Source organism: Actinomadura livida (assembly GCF_014648675.1).
GTDB classification, from domain to species: Bacteria; Actinomycetota; Actinomycetes; order Streptosporangiales; family Streptosporangiaceae; genus Spirillospora; species Spirillospora livida.
This window is the reverse complement of the sequence record NZ_BMRO01000010.1, coordinates 204420-220272: the sequence shown is the minus strand read 5'-3', so window position 1 is coordinate 220272 and position 15853 is coordinate 204420. Positions and strand designations below refer to the sequence as shown.

The window sequence follows — 15853 nt, the reverse complement described above, 5'->3', positions numbered from 1 at the left end:
GCCCCGCTCACCAGGCGTGCATGCGGCGAAGGTGGAACACCATCGCCACGTCCTCGCCGCCGCGCGCCCGGGGCACCTCCGCGTGCGCGACCGGCCGCGACGCGAGCGCCTTGACGTTCTGGCTCTGGCAGGCGGTGCAGCACCGGTCCAGCCAGGGCGTCATGCACGGGTGCCCGCCGCGCTCGTAGACGACGGCCTCGTTCCCGTGCCCGTCGGCGCAGCGCCGGATCTCCAGCTCCTCCGTCCAGGCCGCCGAGCAGTTCAGGCACTCGAAGGCCCAGCTCTCATGGCTCGTCCAGGTAGTCCGCACGACCGATTCCCCCTCGGTCCCCCATCCGTTGCTCCCGAATGGGTTTATTCCCTGAACAAGCAGGCCGCACCGCCAGAAGCCGGTTACTTCTTCGCCTGCACTACCGCGTCGTAGACGACACGCTTGGGGACGCCGTTCTCCTTGGCGACGTCCACGATCGCCTGCTTGCGGGGCGTCCCGGCGTCCACCCGGGCGGCGACGGCGGCCGCGAGGTCGGCCGGGTCCGTCAGCCCCTCCGGCTCGGGCGCTCCCCCGACCACCAGCGTGATCTCGCCGCGAACACCCTCCTCGGCCCACGCGGCGAGTTCGCCGAGCGTCCCCCGGCGGACCTCCTCGTAGGTCTTGGTCAGCTCCCGGCACACGGCTGCGGGCCGGTCCGCGCCGAACGCGTCCGCCATGTCCGCGAGCGTGCCGCCCAGCCGCCGCGGGGACTCGAAGAACACCATCGTCCGCGCCTCACCCGCGAGCGAGGCGAGCCGCCGCGCCCGCTCACCCGCCTTGCGCGGCGGAAACCCCTCGAAGCAGAACCGGTCGGTGGGCAGCCCCGACACCACCAACGCGGCGGTAACAGCGGACGGCCCCGGCAGCACCGACACGGGCACACCTTCAACGATCGCCGCCCGCACGAGCCGGTACCCGGGATCCGACACGCCCGGCATCCCCGCATCGGTGATCACCAGGACGTCCCGCCCGCCCAGCAGCTCCCCCAGCAGCTCCTCGGCCCGGACCTTCTCGTTCTGCTCATAATGCGAAACGACCCGCCCCGAAAGCTCCACCCCGAGCTCCCCGGCCAACCGCCGCAACCGCCGAGTGTCCTCGGCGGCGATGACGTCGGCCTCCCCCAAAGCCCGGACCAACCGCCCAGAAGCATCCTCCACCCGCCCAATAGGCGCAGCCGCAAGCACCAATGTCCCCGTCACGAAAGCAATCCTCCCGCCCAACACCCCTGGCAACAACATCAGCCACCACAGCAACCCCGCACCGACCCCAACGCCTGCGATCGCGACCGAAGGCAGGTTACGAGCGAAGCGAGGAACCTGATCGCGCAGCGAGCCCCTGGGCGAGCCGGAGCGATGCAGCGATCGCGCGCAGCGCCCGCCGAAGGAAGGCGCCCCAGCGCCTGACGCCAAGGGCGCTGCAATAATCCAGAGATGACAACGGATCTGGTCCCCGCCCCGGCCGTTGGGTCTCGGCGGCGGCCGCCCCCGCTGCGGGAGTGGCTCGCGCCCCCGATCCCGGGGAGCCCGCTGCTGTCCTGGCTCGGGCCGCTGCTGGTGACGCTGTTCGCGGGTTTCCTCCGGTTCGACGGCCTGGGGACGCCGAAGGCGGTCGTCTTCGACGAGACGTACTACGCGAAGGACGCGCTGGCGCTGCTGGAGTTCGGCTGGGAGCGCAACACCGTCGAGAACGCCGACAAGATGCTGATCGCGGATCCGGACGCGAACATCTGGGCGGAGGGCGCGGCGTTCGTGGCGCATCCGCCGTTCGGCAAGTGGATGATCGCGATCGGCGAGTGGCTGTTCGGGGCGACGCCGTTCGGGTGGCGGTTCGTGCCCGCGCTGGCCGGGACGCTGTCGGTGCTGATCCTGTGCCGGCTGGCCCGCCGGATGACCGGGTCGACGCTGCTGGGCTGCGCGGCGGGGCTGCTGCTGGCGCTGGACGGGCTGCACTTCGTGACGAGCCGGGCGGCGCTGCTGGACGTCTTCGTGATGTTCTGGATCCTCGCGGGGTTCGCGTGCCTGGTGAACGACCGGGACCGCTCCCGCCGCGTCCTCGCCGAGAGGATGGAGGACGGGTACCGCTCGGCGCACGGGCCGTTCCTGGCGCACGGGTGGCGGTACGCGGCGGGCGTGTGCCTCGGGCTGGCGTGCGCGACGAAGTGGACGGGCCTGTTCTACGTCGCCGCGTTCGGGCTGATGGTCGTGCTGTGGGACTACGGCGCGCGGCGCGCGGCCGGGGTCCGGTCGCCGTTCGCGGGGACGATGCTGCTGGAGGCCGTTCCCGCGTTCGTCCAGCTCGTCGTGGTGGGGCTGGTGACGTACCTGGTGACCTGGTGGGGGTGGATCTTCCGGCCGGGCGGCTGGGGGCGCGGCGACGCGGCCGACTTCGTGCTGTGGCGGCCGTTCGAGGCCCTGCCGGACCTGTGGCGCTACCACGGGCAGATGCTCGGTTTCCACAGCGGGCTGGACGACGAGCATCCGTACCAGTCGTGGCCGTGGGACTGGCCGATCCTGCGCCGTCCGGTCGCGTTCTTCTACAACGAGCCGGAGAACGCCTGCGGGGCGGGGCGCTGCTCCCGCGAGATCCTCGGGATCGGGACGCCCGCGCTGTGGTGGGGCGCCATCGCCGCGCTCGTCGCCGTCGCGTTCATCTGGATCATGCTGCGGGACTGGCGGGCCGGGGCGGTCCTGCTCGGGTTCCTCGCCGGGTGGCTGAGCTGGTTCCCGTCGGCGTTCAACGAGCGCACGATGTTCCTGTTCTACGCGACGCCGCTGCTGCCGTTCATGGTGCTGGCGGTCGTCCTGGTGCTGGGGTACCTGATAGGGCCCGCGCCCGCCGGGGTGAAGGGCGCGCACGCGGCGGACGCCGGTGGGCTCGGCCACGGCGACTACCCGACCGATCCGGACGGGTCCGGCGCGAGCCCGGCCGCGCCGGCCGGCGGGGCGGGGACGCGGCGGCTGCTCGGTGCCGCCGCGGCGGGGGCGTTCGTGCTGGTGGTGCTGGCGAACTTCGCGTACTTCCACCCGATCCTGTCGGCTCAGACGATCCCCTACGACGACTGGCACGACCGGATCTGGTTCCAGTCCTGGGTGTGATCCGGGGCGTCAGGCGGCGGCTTCGGCGGTGACGGGCGCCGGGGCCGGGCGCAGCGTCCGGGCTCCGAGGAGGCAGAGGACCAGGGCGAGGACACCGCCCGCCCCGGCGCCGGCGAAGGCGCCGGGGACGCCTCCGACGTCCTGCCCGATGCCGGACACGAAGGAGCCGAGGGAGCCGCCCGCGCCGATCGCCGCGACGATCCAGGCGAACGCCTCGGTGACGGTCCCCTCGGGGGCGAGCCGGTCGACGAGCGCGAAGCTGCACGCCAGCACGGGCGCGAGGGAGACGCCGCTGACGAACGCGAGGACCGACATGGCGGGCAGGCCGGGCGCGAGGACGAGCGGGACGTAGCCGGCGGCGAGCGCGGCGAGCAGCCACGGCAGCCGCCGGTTCGGCTCGCCCGCCCACGGCCGGGCGCCGTAGACGAGCCCGCCGGCGAGCGCGCCGCCCGCCATGCACGCCAGCAGCAGCCCGGACGCGAGGTCGCGGCCGTAGCGTTCGGCGTAGGCGACGACGGCCACGGCGTAGACGCCGAGCGCGATCCCGGCGCAGGCGAGCGACAGCAGCAGGACCCGCATGCCCGGGGAGCGCAGCGGCCCGGCCCAGTCGGCGGCGCGCGGCTGGCCCCGCCAGCGGCGGGACGGACCGGACAGCGCGACGACCAGCGTCCCGGCGATGCCGAGCGCGCCGGTGAGCAGCAGCGCGGCCTCGGTGTTCACGACGGCCGCGGCGACGACGAGCAGCGGGCCGACGGTGAAGAGGAGCTCCTGGGCGGCGGCGTCCAGCGCGTACGCGGCGTCGACCTGCTCCTGCCCGTCCAGGACGTCCGGCCACAGGGCGCGCAGCCCGGCCTCCAACGGCGGGGTCGCGAACCCGGCGAGGACGACCGCGCCGACGGACAGCGGCAGCGGGCCGGCGCCGGTCGCGGCGAGCAGCACGAAGCCCGCGGCGGAGGCGCAGGCGGCCGGGAGCAGGACGACGGGCTGGCCGAGCCGGTCCATGGCGCGGCCGAGGACGGGCTGGCCCGCGGCCGTCGCGAGGCCGAGGATCGCGGCGAGCGTGCCGGCGAGGGGGTAGCCGCCGCCGTCCGCGCGGACGTGCAGCACGACGGCGAGCATCCCCATCCCGTTGGGGAGCCGGCCGAGGAGGGTTCCGCCGAGCAGTCGCGCGGCGAACGGCCTCCGCAGGAAGACGACATAGCCGCGCATGGGGGGACCCGCCGTTCAGTCATACGTATTACCCGTCCGGTCATACGTACCACGCCGGTGCGGTCCGGCTCTACCCTGAATTCGTCCCAGCCGCCCGCAGGGGAGGAAAATGTGTCGTTAGCCGGCCGTCCCACCAGCAAGGACGTGGCCCAGGAGGCCGGAGTCTCGCAGTCCACGGTCTCGCTCGTGCTGGGCGGCAAGTGGGCGGGCCGGGTCTCCCCCGCCACCGCGCACAGCGTCCGCGGCGCGGCCGAGCGGCTCGGGTACCGGCCCAACCAGGCGGCCCGGAACCTGCGGCTCGGCACCACCCGGACCGTGCTGCTGATGGTCCCGACGCTGAGCGCGCCGTTCTTCGGCCCCGTCTACACGGGCGCGGCGCGGGCCGCGGCCCGGCACGGCTTCGCCGTGGTCGTCTCGACCTGGCCGGACGACGCGGTCGGCCCCGCGGACAGCCCGTTCGCCGCGCCGGACGAGGCGATCGACGGGATCCTCGCGTCCTCGATGGCCGTGGAGGCGCTCGGCGGGTTCCGCGACACGCCCGCGGTCATGCTGGACAGCGGCCCCGCCGGCGAGCGCGTCCCCACGGTCGACTTCGGCGTCGCCGACGGCATGCGCGCGATCGCCGCGCACCTCGCCGGCCTCGGCCACCGCCGGATCGGGCACGTGGGCGCGGCCGTCGACCAGTGGACGTTCCACGCCCGGGGCGGCGCCCTCGCGTCCGCCGTCGCGGCCCTGCCCGGCGGCGTCCTCACCCGGGCGACCTGCGCCATCGACGTCACCTCGGCCAAGGAGGCCGCCGGACGGCTGCTGGACGCCCCGGACCGGCCGACCGCGCTCGTCTGCGACGACGACCTGATCGCCGCGGGCGCCTACAAGGCGGCGCGGGCCCGGGGCCTGGACATCCCCGCCGACCTGTCGGTCACCGGGTTCGACGACGTCCTGCTCGCGACCGCGCTGGAGCCCGAGCTGACGACCGTCCGCCTCCCCGCCGAGGAACTGGGCGCGCAGGGCATGGCGACCCTGCTCGACCTCCTGTCCGGCGGGCGCCCGAGCCCCCGCGTGCTGCCCGGCGAGCTCGTCGTCCGGGAGTCCACGGCTCCGCCGGGCGCCTGACGGCCGCCCGCACCTTCGAAGCTGGGTATGAGGGGCGCATGGCACCCCGTCCGTCCGAGAGCGGCGTCCCGTCCGAGACCGACGTCGAGGCGCACCCGGCGAACCGCATCGGCACCGCGCCGCCACGGACCCGGGCCTGGCGCCGCGGCGAACTGGAGGCGGAGGGCTTCCCCGTCACCGCGATGCGGGAGCACCTGCGGAGCCCGGACGCCGTCGTGTGGCTCGACCTGTGCGGTGCGCGCCACGAGGACCTCGGCGTCGTCGCCGACGAACTGGACCTCGACCATGTCGCGGTGGAGGACGCCGTGTCCCGGCACGAGCGGACCAAGCTCGACCGCTACCACGGGTACGCGTTCCTCAACATGTACGTCCCGGTGGTGGACGGCGGCGACCTGACGCTCCACGAGCTGTCGGCGTTCATCACCGACCGTGCGCTGGTCACCGTGCGGCAGGACCGCGGGTTCGACGTCGACGCGCTCATCCGGCGATGGGACGAGAGCGCAGGCCCCGACACCGGCGGCACCGGCGCCGGGTTCCTGCTCTACGGGCTGCTCGACCTGGTCGTCGACCTGCAACTGGACGCCGTCCAGGCGCTCGACGAGGAGGCCGACGAGGTGGAGGAGCTGGTCTTCGGCGACGCGTTCCCGGTCAAGGAGATCCAGCGGCGCAGCTACCGCCTGCGCCGGAACCTGACGGCGCTGCGGCGGGTCGCGGTGCCCATGCGGGAGGTCGTCAACACGCTGCTCCGGCGGGACGTGAAGCTCGTGGCGCCGCCGCTGACGCCCTACTTCCAGGACGTCTACGACCACACCCTGCGCGTGGCGGAATGGACGGAGGGCCTGCGCGAGCTCGTCGCCGACCTGCTCGACGCGCGGCTGGCGCTGCAGGGCAACCGGTTGAACGAGGTGATGAAGAAGGTCACCAGCTGGGCGGCGATCATCGCCGTGCCGACCGCCGTCACCGGCTTCTACGGGCAGAACCTCCCGTACCCGGGCTTCGCCGAGCACAGCGGCTTCATCGCCAGCACGGTCATCATCCTCGTCTGCAGCGGCACCCTCTACGTGGTCTTCAAACTCCGCGACTGGCTGTGAGCCGCGATTGGACAGCGGCTTCGCCGCTTTGATCTTCTTTCCGCATGAAGGGAAACGCTCCTCGGCTCCGGGCGTCGCTCGGCACCGCCGTGCTCGCCCTCGCCGCCCTCACCGCCTGCGGCGGCGACGGCACGGCCACCACGGGCGCGGAGCCGCCGGGCGGCGGCGCGTCCCGCGTCCCGGCCTCCGCCTCGCCGCCCGCGACGTCCGACCCCGAGGTGACGGAGCAGATCCGCCGCCTGGAGAGGGCGCGGGACATGCGCATCGGCGCCTACGCCATCGACACGGGCACCGGCCGGGCCGTCGGCCACCGGGCGGACGAGGCGTTCCCGTTCGCCTCGACGTTCAAGGCGATCGCGTGCGGTGCGGTCCTGCGCAAGGCCCGCAATTCCGACCCCGGGCTGCTGGACCGCGTCATCCGCTACAAGGAGAGCGACCTCAGCGCCCACTCCCCCATCACCGAGAAGCACGTGAAGACCGGCATGACCGTCGCCGACCTCTGCCACGCGACGATCACGCAGAGCGACAACACGGCGGGGAACCTCGTCCTGAAGCAGATCGGCGGCCCCGCCGGGTTCACCGCCTTCCTCCGCTCGCTGGGCGACCAGGCCACCCGCTCCGACCGCTGGGAACCCGGCCTCAACGAATGGCGACCGGGCGAAAAGCGCGACACGACCGCGCCGCGCGCCTGGGCCGGGACATTGCATGCCCTCACCGTGGGCGACGCCCTCGCGCCCGCCGACCGCAAGCGGCTGACCGGCTGGATGAAGGCCACGGTGACCGGGGACGAGCGCATCCGCGCGGGCCTGCCGGACGGCTGGACGGCCGGCGACAAGACCGGCACCGGCGGAACCTACGGCTCCGCCAACGACATCGCCATAGCCTGGCCCCCGTCCGGCGCCCCAGTGGTCATAGCGATCCTGACAACGAAGAAGACAAAGGACGCCGCCCCCGACGAGCAGGCGATAGCCCGAACAACAACAATCCTCATCCGCGCTCTCCGCTAGCGCGCCACCACCAACCGCCACCGCATTCGTTGACTTGCGGCGTGTTGTTGTTATGGCGGACCGCATAACAACAACACGCCGCAAGTCAACGGGTTTGGGTGGGGGTCAGAGGCCCCTGAGGAACTTCGCGGCGATGGGGGCGGCGGCTTCGGCTCCCGTGCCGCCGTCCTCGACTATGACGGCGAAGGCGATGTCCTTGCGGTAGCCGATGAACCAGGCGTGGGTCGGGGGCTCCTCGCCCGAGCCGAACTCCGCGGTCCCGGTCTTGCCCGCGGTCCCGGCCGGGAAGCGGACGGCGGACGCGGTGCCCTCGCTGACCACGGCGGGCATCAGGACCTGGAGGGCCTTCTCGACCGCGGGCTCCAGCTTCTTCGGCGGCACCGGCTTGCGGCCGCCGGCGTCGAGGGCCTGCGGGGCGAGGGACGCGTCGACGATGCGCGGCGAGTGCCAGGTGCCGTTCGCCGCCGCGGCCGCGACGCCCGCCATGTTGAGCGGGCTCGTCAGCACCTGGCCCTGCCCGAACGACGCCGCCGCCAGGGCGGTGTCGTCCTTGTTCTGCGGGAACGCGGCGCGGACGGCGGGGAGCCCCGCGATGATCGGGACGTTGAACCCGAACTGGCCGGCGACCTCGGTGAGCCGCTTCTCGCCGAGCTTGTCCACGGCGAGGCGCGCGAACGTGGTGTTGCACGAGTGCGCGAACGCCTCGCGGAACGGGACCTTCCCGAAGTCCTCGTCCTCGTAGTTGTGGAACGAGCGCCCGCCGATCGTGGTGGTGGCGGGGCAGCCGACGCCGGTGTTCACGCCCACCCCGTCCGCCACGAGGGCGGCGGCGGTGACGACCTTGAACGTCGAGCCGGGCGGGTACTGGCCCATCAGGGCGCGGTTGTAGCCGCCGGGCTTGTTGGCCACGGCGAGGATCTCGCCGGTGGAGGCGCGCAGCGCGACCATGGAGGCGGGCTTCTTCGCGCCGGCCAGCGCCGCACCGGCCGCGGACTGCACCTCCGGGTCGATCGTCGTCTGCACCGGCTCGCCGTCGGAGCCCTCGAAGCGCTTCAGCGTCTTCACCTCGTTGTCCTTGGCGTCGACGATCTGCACGGCGAGCCCGGGCGTCCCGGCGAGGCGGCGCTCGTACTGCCGGTGCAGGCCGTCGGTGCCGACCGCGTCGCCCTCCCGGTAGGGCGGGCCGAGCTCCTTCGCGGCCTTGGCGGACGCGGTCCCGAGCTGCCCGGCGAGCTGGCGGGCGGACCCGGACGGGGACGCGCTCAGCACGCTGCCGTCCGCGGCCAGGACGGAGGCGCGGCCGGACCAGTCGCGGGCCGTGCGCAGCCGCTGCCCCTCCTTGAGCTCCGGATGCAGCAGCGCCGGGGACCAGCGGACGCGCCATTCGCCGTCCCGCTCGACCAGTGCCATGGCGCCGTCGTAGGTGAAGGTCCGGGTGCGGGCCATCAGCAGCTCCGCCGTGTAGGCCCCCTTCACCTCGCCGTCGTCCGCGTCCCCCATGGAGGCGACGGTGAAGCGCTGGCCGGTCACGGCCAGGTCGTCCAGCATGCGGGTGAAGCGCTGCTCGAAGTCGGGCGGCGGCCGGTCGGTCAGCGCCTTCATCGCGGCCAGGTCCCTGCCGGTCCAGGCCGCGAGGAAGCGCTCCGCGGTGTCCCGCGGGTCGTCGCCGCGGCGCACGAACCACACCGCCCCCGCCCCCACGATCACGACCACCACCGCGACGGCCGCGGCGATGATCACTCGGGATCGGTGCATATCGGTCTCCCTTCCCCTCCGATCAAGGCACAAGAACATCAGGCGCACCGCGAAATGTCCAAGATTGATATCTATGTCAGAGGGATATCTCACTTGATATCGTCGCTGATCGTGAACCTGGTCGGGCATCTGCGGTGCTTCGTCGCCGTGGCCGAGGAACTGCACTTCGGCCGGGCGGCGGAGCGGCTCGGCATGGCGCAGCCGCCGCTGAGCCAGCGGGTCCAGCGGCTGGAGCGCGAACTCGGCGTGCGGCTGTTCGACCGGTCGAGCCGGAAGGTGGCGCTGACCGCGCCGGGAAGGCTACTCCTGGACGAGGCCCGTGACATCCTCACCCGCGTGGACCGCATCTACTCCGTCGCCGAGCGGGCCAGGCTCGGCGAGGTCGGGACCGTCCGCGCGGGGCTGCCGAGCGATCTCGGCGGCCCGATCGTCGCCGCGCTGATCGCCGCGTTCCGGGCGCGCCGCCCGGACCTGCGGCTCGACCTGCGGGAGACGGGGACGGCCGAGCAGGTCCGCGCGCTCGCGGAGGGCGCGCTGGACGCGGGGATCGTGCGGCACCCGTGCGACTCCCGCGGCCTGGAGTTCGGCCCGATGCTCGGACGGCCGCTCGGCGTGCTCGTGCCAGCGGCATCGGAGCTGGCCGCGTCGCCCGAGGTGCATCTCGCCGATCTCGGCGGCCGCGACCTCGTGGTCGCACCGCGCGAGGAGGCGCCCGGCGCATACGACGACCTGCTGGCGTCCTGCCGCAGGCACGGCTACGCGCCGGACGCCGTCCACGAGGCCCGGCACCCGCAGTTCGCGCTGGGGCTGGTCCTCGCGGGGACGGCCGTGGCCCTCGTCCCCCGCGTCGACGACACCGCCGGGGTGGCGTGGCGCCCGCTGGTGGGGGAGCCGCTGGCGTGGCGGACGTCGTGCATCTGGCGGCGGGCCGGCGACCCCGAGCACCTCCGCGCGATCACCGACTTCGTCGCGGTCGCGACCGCCGTCCTGCGGCGCGAGGCGGGCATGACGCCGCTGGACGCCGCGCCCGCGCGCCGTGTCGTCCCCCGGCCCTCTTCGGGGTTCCTGGCATGAGCGAAGCGAAGCGGGGGGCATGGGGGGTCGACCCCCCACAGGCGAAGCGCATGAGCGAAGCGAAGCGCGTGAGCGAAGCGAAGCGCGTGAGCGGAGCGCGCCGGGACGCCCGGGGCGAGGTCACCGAGCGGATCGAGGCGGAGTTCCGGGCGGCCGGGGTGACCGGCTGCCTGCACGTCGTGGACATGGACAGCGGGCGGGAGGTCGCCGTCCGCGCCGGCGACCCGGTCGTCCTCGCCTCGGTGTTCAAGGTGCCGCTGCTCGTCGCGTTCCACCGGCAGGCCGCGGAGGGCGTCCTCGACCCGGCCGAGCCGGTCACGCTGGGCCCGGCCGACCGCACCGCCGGGCCGACCGGGATCTCGGGGATGCTGGACGAGGTGCGGATGTCGCTCCGCGACCTGACGTTCCTGATGATCACCGTGAGCGACAACGCGGCGGCCGACGCCGTCCTCGACCGGGTCGGCCGGGACGCGGTCAACGCGGCCGCCGCCGCGCTGGGGCTCCGCGACACGGTCGTCGAAGTCAGCGGGCGCGAGCTGCACGAGTCGCTGCTCGCCGACGCGGGCGTGACCGGGTTCGCGGACGTGTGGTCCCGGCTGGATGACCCCGGCGTGGCCGCGCGGCTGCGCGCCCTCGACCCGCTCCGCACGAGCCGCAGCACCCCCCGCGACATGACCCGGCTGCTCTCGATGATCTGGCGGGACGAGGCGGCCCCGCCGGACGGGTGCGCGGCGATGCGGCGGCTCCTCGGGCTCCAGGTCTGGCCGCACCGCCTGTCGTCCGGGTTCCCGTTCGACGACGTCGTCGTCAGCGGGAAGACCGGGACGCTGCCGACGCTGCGCAACGAGGTCGGCGCGGTCGAGTACCCGGACGGGGGCCGCTACGCGGTCGCGGTCTTCACCCGGTCGCTGCTGCCCGTCGCCGTGCTGCCGCGCGCGGACGCCGTCATCGGCACCGCCGCCCGCCTGGCGGTCGAGGCGCTCCGGCGTCCCTGACCTTCGGCACCGCCCCTATACCACCGATCGGCCTGTCCGCTACACCCGATCCGCGTGACCGCCAAGCCAGCACTCCCTCGGGAAACATAAGCTGTACCCCGGCTTTGATCACTCTTGGGGAGACTTCGTTGCGGCTGCCGGAGCATCTGGAGCTACTGCTCACCGACGAGCCGGTGCTCGACGTCTACTCGTACGGCCCGTGGCGCGTCCCGGACGGGCTGTTCGAGGAGATCGCGGCGCGGATCGACGGGCTGGCGGCCGACCCGCGGGCGGCGGAGCTGACGACCGACGAGCACAAGCTGCTCACGCTGCCCGCGACGCTGGTCACCGCGGAGATCTTCGGCATCCTCGCGTTCCTGCCGGGCGGCGGCGCGATCAAGGCGGGGTCGTACTCGCAGCTCCCCGAGCGGCTGCTGCACCGGCACCTGGTGAACCCCGGCCCGCTCAGCACCCGGATGACCCGGTGGGACGCGCCGGGCGGGCGGTGGCGCCCGCCGGTCGACTGGCTGATCGAGGCGCCCGACCGGGAGCTGGCGATCGAGCTGGCCCGCGACTGCCTGTCGGTCCTGGAGGGCATCCAGCCGCTGGAGGAGCGCCGCAAGGCGCTGCTGCGGCTGTACGACGACGCGCCCGTGTGCGACGTGAACCTGCCGAAGCCGGAGCTCCGGGAGCACTGGCACGCGCATGCCGGCGACGACATCGTCACGGCGGTGCCCGAGCTGCTCGGGCCGGTCGGCTACCTGGAGTGGGTCTGCACCGGGCTGCTGGCGGCCTACGAGGTGCTGGCCGAGGCGGCGCCGCGCGACGAGAGCGTCGAGACCCACCTGATCCAGCTGCTGCTGCAGGGCAGCATGGAGCACGTCCCGGCGGAGCTGGCCGTCGCGGTGGGCGAGGAGCGGTACCACGAGCTGCGGCGGCGGTTTCCCGCCGAGCACCGCGGTTTCAAGCCGGGGGCCTGGCAGGAGCGGACGCGCGCATGGCTCGTCCGGGCGCTGGTCGCGGGCGCCGCCGACGCCTGCCGGGGCTGGCTCGACATGGCGATGCGGTTCATCGCGATCGCCCAGGGCCTGCCCGGCGACCCGTGGTTCCCGAAGGCCGAGTGGATCCCGGTCGGCCAGTTCCAGACCGACCTGCGGCGGCTGTACGCGCCGCGCCGCCGCGTCGTCAACCCGCTCACCGAGACGCTCAAGAGCGTCGGGGAACCGGCCGGGGACGCGGCCGCGCGCACCGGCGGCCGGGCCGGCGGCGGGTCGGACCGCCCCGCGGAGATCGCGACGTCGCTGGTCGGGCAGCCCGAGGTGGTCGCGGCGCTGGCCGAGCTGACCCGCGGCGAGGAGCCCGTCCGGCTGCTGATCGCCGGCCCGGACGGCACCGGCAAGCGCGACGCCGCGCAGGAGCTCGGCCGGGCGCTGGCCCTCGGCCGCGACCCGCACTGGGTCACCGACAACCTGCTCACCGGGCAGCGGCTGTCGGACGCCGTCGCCAAGCTGCACGCCGACGCCCGCGACTGCGCGGGCGACCGGCTGCTGATCATCGAGGGCCTGGACACCATCGTCGGCGACCCGGGCAACGGGGAGGCCATCGCCGCGGAGCTGCACCGGCTGCTGGCCGTGCATCCCGACCTGCACGTGGTGGCGCTGGCCGGGGCGGGCGGCGACGAGCGGATCCGCGACATCAACCCCGTCCTGCCGCAGCGGTTCCGGATCGCGCGGACCCTGCCGTTCACCGCGCAGGGCCACGCCGAGCTGTTCCGCCGCGCGCTGGAGGCCCGCGGCGCCCGCGGCACCCGGCAGGCGATCGAGGCCGCGGGCGTGCTGCTCGCCGCGACCCCGCCGATGCAGACGCTCCGCAACGCCCGCCTCGCACCCCATCTCGCCGACCTGGTCGTCGCGGCGGCCCGCGCCCGCGCCGCCGCGGCGCGCGAGGCGGCCAAGGAGGCGGCCGGCGAGGCGGCGGACGGGACCGCGCCGAAGGCGGGCCTGCTGATCCGCAAGCAGGACATCCCGGACACGCTGGACACCTCGCAGGCCACCGGCAACCCGCTCGCCGAGCTGCGCGACCTCACCGGCCTGGAGACCGTCAAGCACGAGATCGCGCTGCTCGTCGCCGGGACGCACGCGGCGCGGCTGCGCAGCGAGTCCGGGCTGACGATCACCCCGCCGACCCGGCACATGGTGTTCACCGGCAACCCCGGGACCGGCAAGACGATGGTGGCGCGGCTGCTCGGCCGCATCTACAAGCGGCTCGGCGTGCTGTCGTCCGGGCACCTGGTCGAGGCGTCCCGCGCCCACCTCGTCGGCGAGTACATCGGGCAGACCGCCCCCCGCACCCGGCGGCTGGTGGAACGCGCGCTCGGCGGCGTGCTGTTCATCGACGAGGCGTACACGCTGACGCAGTCGCCGCTGAAGGGCGACTACGGGCACGAGGCGATCGCCGAGCTGGTGAAGCTGATGGAGGACCACCGCGAGGACCTCGTGGTCATCGTGGCCGGGTACGAGCAGGAGATGGCGGAGTTCCTCGCCGCCAACCCGGGCCTCGACTCCCGCTTCCCCAAGCAGATCCACTTCCCCGACTACACCGACGACGAGCTGATCACCCTGTTCGGGCAGCTCGCCGCCGCGGACGGCTTCCGGCTCGCGCCCGGCACCGAGGACGTCCTGCTGGCGATGCTGCGCCGCGCGCCCCGCGGCCCGTCGTTCGGCAACGGGCGGCTGATGCGCAACATGCTGGACGTCGCGGTCGCGAACCAGGCCGACCGCGTCGCGTCCGCCGCGGTCGTGGCAGGCAAGGAGGGCGGCGGGGGCGGCGGGGCCGCCGGCAAGGGCGGCAAAGACCGCAAGCCCCCCAAGCCGCCCAGCAAGAAGGACCTGGTCACGCTCACGGCCGACGACCTGCCGCCCCTCCTGGACCACCCCGAGGAGTTCTTCGGCCTGTACCTGTGAGCCTGTACCGGTGAGCCTGTACCTGTGAGGCCTGTACCTGTGACGGCCCTCAGGCGACGGCGAGGTTCTCGGCCGCGTCGAACAGCAGGGACTCGGCACCCCGCCGGGTGACCAGCTGGGCGCCGACCGGGAGGCCGTGGACGGTGCCCGCCGGGACGCTCAGCGCGGGCAGGCCCAGCACGTTCCACGGGCACGTGAGGCTCACCAGCGTCGGCACGTGCGACCCGAGCGGCCCTTCCGTCTCGCCGATCTTCGGGGCGGTGATCGGGAGGGTCGGCAGCGCGAGGATGTCGTAGCGGTCGAGGAGCCCGGCGACCTCCGCCGCGAACCGCTCGCGTTCGCGGAGCGCGCGCAGGTAGCGCCAGGCGGGTGTGCGGCCCGCGCGCTCCAGGCGCTCCAGGGTCGGCGGCTGGAACAGGCCGGGCGCCTCGGCGACCCGTTCGGCGTGCACGTCGTAGGCTTCGGCGTCCTGGACGGCGCGGAAGACGGCCCTGATCCCGGGCAGGTCGATCCGCTCGGACGGCGCGTCCGGGAACAGCGCCCGGACGGCCCGCTCCACATCCGGGTCGATCTCCAGCGGTTCGATCCAGGCGACGCGGCCGTGCGGCGCGCTCTCGTCCACCGGCGACGGGACGGCCTCCGCCGGCCCGGTCAGCGCCCGGTAGGCGATGCGGCAGTCGGCCGCGGACGCGGCGATGACGCCCACAGTGTCGAACGACACCGCCAACGGGAACACCCCGCCGGCCGGGATGGCGCCGTACGACGGCTTGAACCCGGCGATCCCGCAGAACGCGGCGGGGATGCGCACCGAGCCGCCCGTGTCCGTGCCGATCGCGAGCGGGACCATGCCGGCGGCGACGGCGGCGCCGCTGCCGCTGCTGGAGCCGCCCGACATCCGCTCCCGGTCGTGCGGGTTGCGGACGGGCCCGTTCACCGCCACGTCGCCGGTGCCGCCGTAGGCGAACTCGTGCGTGCCGGTCTTGCCGACGATGACCGCGCCGGCGTCCCGGAGCATCGTCACGCAGAGCGCGTCGGCCTCGGCGACATGGCCCTCGAAGTGCGCCGACCCCATCCCGGTCGGCAGGCCCGCCACGTCGATGATGTCCTTCACCGCGACCGGGACGCCGTGCAGCGGGCCCCGGTCGTAACCGGCCGCGAGTTCCTCGCCCGCCCGCGCGGCCGCGGCCCCGGCCCCCTCGGGGTCGAGGGTCACGAAGGCGTTCAGGTCCGGGTCGACCGACTCCAGCGCGCCCGCCAGCAGCCCCGCCGGCGACTCGTCCCCGGACCGCAGACCGCGCGCGATGTCCGCCAGCGTCCGACCGCGAAAGAACCCACCCATGCCGCTCCCCTCCGGATTCGTTGACTTGCGGCGTGTTGTTGTTATGGAGCGCTCCATAACAACAACACGCCGCAAGTCAACGGCCTGTCTGTGCGTAGCATGGCAGACCGCCTGTGCCGGGCGACCTCTCGTCGCAGATGCGCGACCGTCCACCGATCGCACGAGCGATCCCGTGAACCTACGCGCTGGTAGGCGGCAGGCT

Annotated in this window: 12 protein-coding genes; 7 read left to right on the top strand and 5 right to left on the bottom strand. The window is 74.0% G+C overall.

What is annotated here, in order from left to right:
- Window positions 1-7 precede the first annotated feature (7 nt).
- Window positions 8-310 carry a hypothetical protein gene (locus IEZ03_RS24330; RefSeq protein WP_184881084.1) on the bottom strand — a complete coding sequence of 101 codons (303 nt, stop codon included), beginning with the start codon at window positions 308-310 and terminating at the stop codon, window positions 8-10.
- A gap of 83 nt (window positions 311-393) precedes the next feature.
- Complete coding sequence (gene rsmI / locus IEZ03_RS24325; protein WP_184881082.1) at window positions 394-1269, bottom strand: 16S rRNA (cytidine(1402)-2'-O)-methyltransferase; 876 nt, start codon at window positions 1267-1269, stop codon at window positions 394-396.
- A gap of 192 nt (window positions 1270-1461) precedes the next feature.
- Between rsmI and IEZ03_RS24320 the strand changes: the two genes are divergently transcribed.
- Entirely contained in the window at window positions 1462-3126 is a 1665-nt protein-coding gene (locus tag IEZ03_RS24320; RefSeq protein WP_184881080.1) for a dolichyl-phosphate-mannose--protein mannosyltransferase, read from the top strand.
- Between the two features lie 9 nt (window positions 3127-3135).
- Here IEZ03_RS24320 and IEZ03_RS24315 read toward each other — a convergent pair whose 3' ends face one another.
- Entirely contained in the window at window positions 3136-4335 is a 1200-nt protein-coding gene (locus IEZ03_RS24315; RefSeq protein WP_184881078.1) for an MFS transporter, read from the bottom strand.
- 111 nt (window positions 4336-4446) lie between these two features.
- Between IEZ03_RS24315 and IEZ03_RS24310 the strand changes: the two genes are divergently transcribed.
- From IEZ03_RS24310 to bla, 3 genes are read left to right on the top strand one after another with little or no spacing between them, the layout of a single operon-like run.
- A complete protein-coding gene (locus IEZ03_RS24310; RefSeq protein WP_184881076.1) occupies window positions 4447-5448 on the top strand; it encodes a LacI family DNA-binding transcriptional regulator in 1002 nt (333 codons plus the stop codon).
- A gap of 38 nt (window positions 5449-5486) precedes the next feature.
- Complete coding sequence (locus IEZ03_RS24305; RefSeq protein WP_184881074.1) at window positions 5487-6539, top strand: magnesium transporter CorA family protein; 1053 nt, start codon at window positions 5487-5489, stop codon at window positions 6537-6539.
- Between the two features lie 44 nt (window positions 6540-6583).
- Entirely contained in the window at window positions 6584-7546 is a 963-nt protein-coding gene (bla, locus tag IEZ03_RS24300) for a class A beta-lactamase (RefSeq protein ID WP_184881072.1), read from the top strand.
- A 105-nt stretch (window positions 7547-7651) separates the two neighbouring features.
- On the opposite strand, the gene IEZ03_RS24295 is transcribed toward bla, so the two are convergent.
- Window positions 7652-9301, bottom strand: a complete 1650-nt coding sequence (locus tag IEZ03_RS24295) for a penicillin-binding transpeptidase domain-containing protein (RefSeq protein WP_184881070.1) — start codon at window positions 9299-9301, stop codon at window positions 7652-7654.
- Window positions 9302-9394: 93 nt separating this feature from the next.
- Here IEZ03_RS24295 and IEZ03_RS24290 point away from each other — a divergent pair, with 93 nt between their 5' ends.
- From IEZ03_RS24290 to IEZ03_RS24280, 3 genes are all read left to right on the top strand, one after another.
- Window positions 9395-10375, top strand: coding sequence for a LysR family transcriptional regulator (locus IEZ03_RS24290; protein ID WP_246487528.1), 981 nt, complete (start codon window positions 9395-9397; stop codon window positions 10373-10375).
- A 50-nt stretch (window positions 10376-10425) separates the two neighbouring features.
- A complete protein-coding gene (locus IEZ03_RS24285; protein ID WP_184881066.1) occupies window positions 10426-11370 on the top strand; it encodes a serine hydrolase in 945 nt (314 codons plus the stop codon).
- A gap of 128 nt (window positions 11371-11498) precedes the next feature.
- Window positions 11499-14312: an AAA family ATPase gene (locus IEZ03_RS24280; protein ID WP_184881064.1), complete on the top strand. Its 2814-nt coding sequence runs from the start codon at window positions 11499-11501 to the stop codon at window positions 14310-14312.
- 49 nt (window positions 14313-14361) lie between these two features.
- Here the strand turns inward: IEZ03_RS24280 and IEZ03_RS24275 are convergent, their stop codons facing one another.
- Window positions 14362-15651, bottom strand: coding sequence for an amidase (locus IEZ03_RS24275; RefSeq protein ID WP_221480576.1), 1290 nt, complete (start codon window positions 15649-15651; stop codon window positions 14362-14364).
- Window positions 15652-15853 lie beyond the last annotated feature (202 nt).

Coding starts and splice junctions, on each gene's coding strand:
- bla (WP_184881072.1), top strand. CDS start 6,584: ATGAAGGGAAACGCTCCTCGGCTCCGGGCGTCGCTCGGCACCGCCGTG.
- IEZ03_RS24295 (WP_184881070.1), bottom strand. CDS start 9,301: ATGCACCGATCCCGAGTGATCATCGCCGCGGCCGTCGCGGTGGTGGTC.
- IEZ03_RS24275 (WP_221480576.1), bottom strand. CDS start 15,651: ATGGGTGGGTTCTTTCGCGGTCGGACGCTGGCGGACATCGCGCGCGGT.
- IEZ03_RS24285 (WP_184881066.1), top strand. CDS start 10,426: ATGAGCGAAGCGAAGCGCGTGAGCGAAGCGAAGCGCGTGAGCGGAGCG.
- IEZ03_RS24320 (WP_184881080.1), top strand. CDS start 1,462: ATGACAACGGATCTGGTCCCCGCCCCGGCCGTTGGGTCTCGGCGGCGG.
- rsmI (WP_184881082.1), bottom strand. CDS start 1,269: ATGTTGTTGCCAGGGGTGTTGGGCGGGAGGATTGCTTTCGTGACGGGG.
- IEZ03_RS24305 (WP_184881074.1), top strand. CDS start 5,487: ATGGCACCCCGTCCGTCCGAGAGCGGCGTCCCGTCCGAGACCGACGTC.
- IEZ03_RS24315 (WP_184881078.1), bottom strand. CDS start 4,335: ATGCGCGGCTATGTCGTCTTCCTGCGGAGGCCGTTCGCCGCGCGACTG.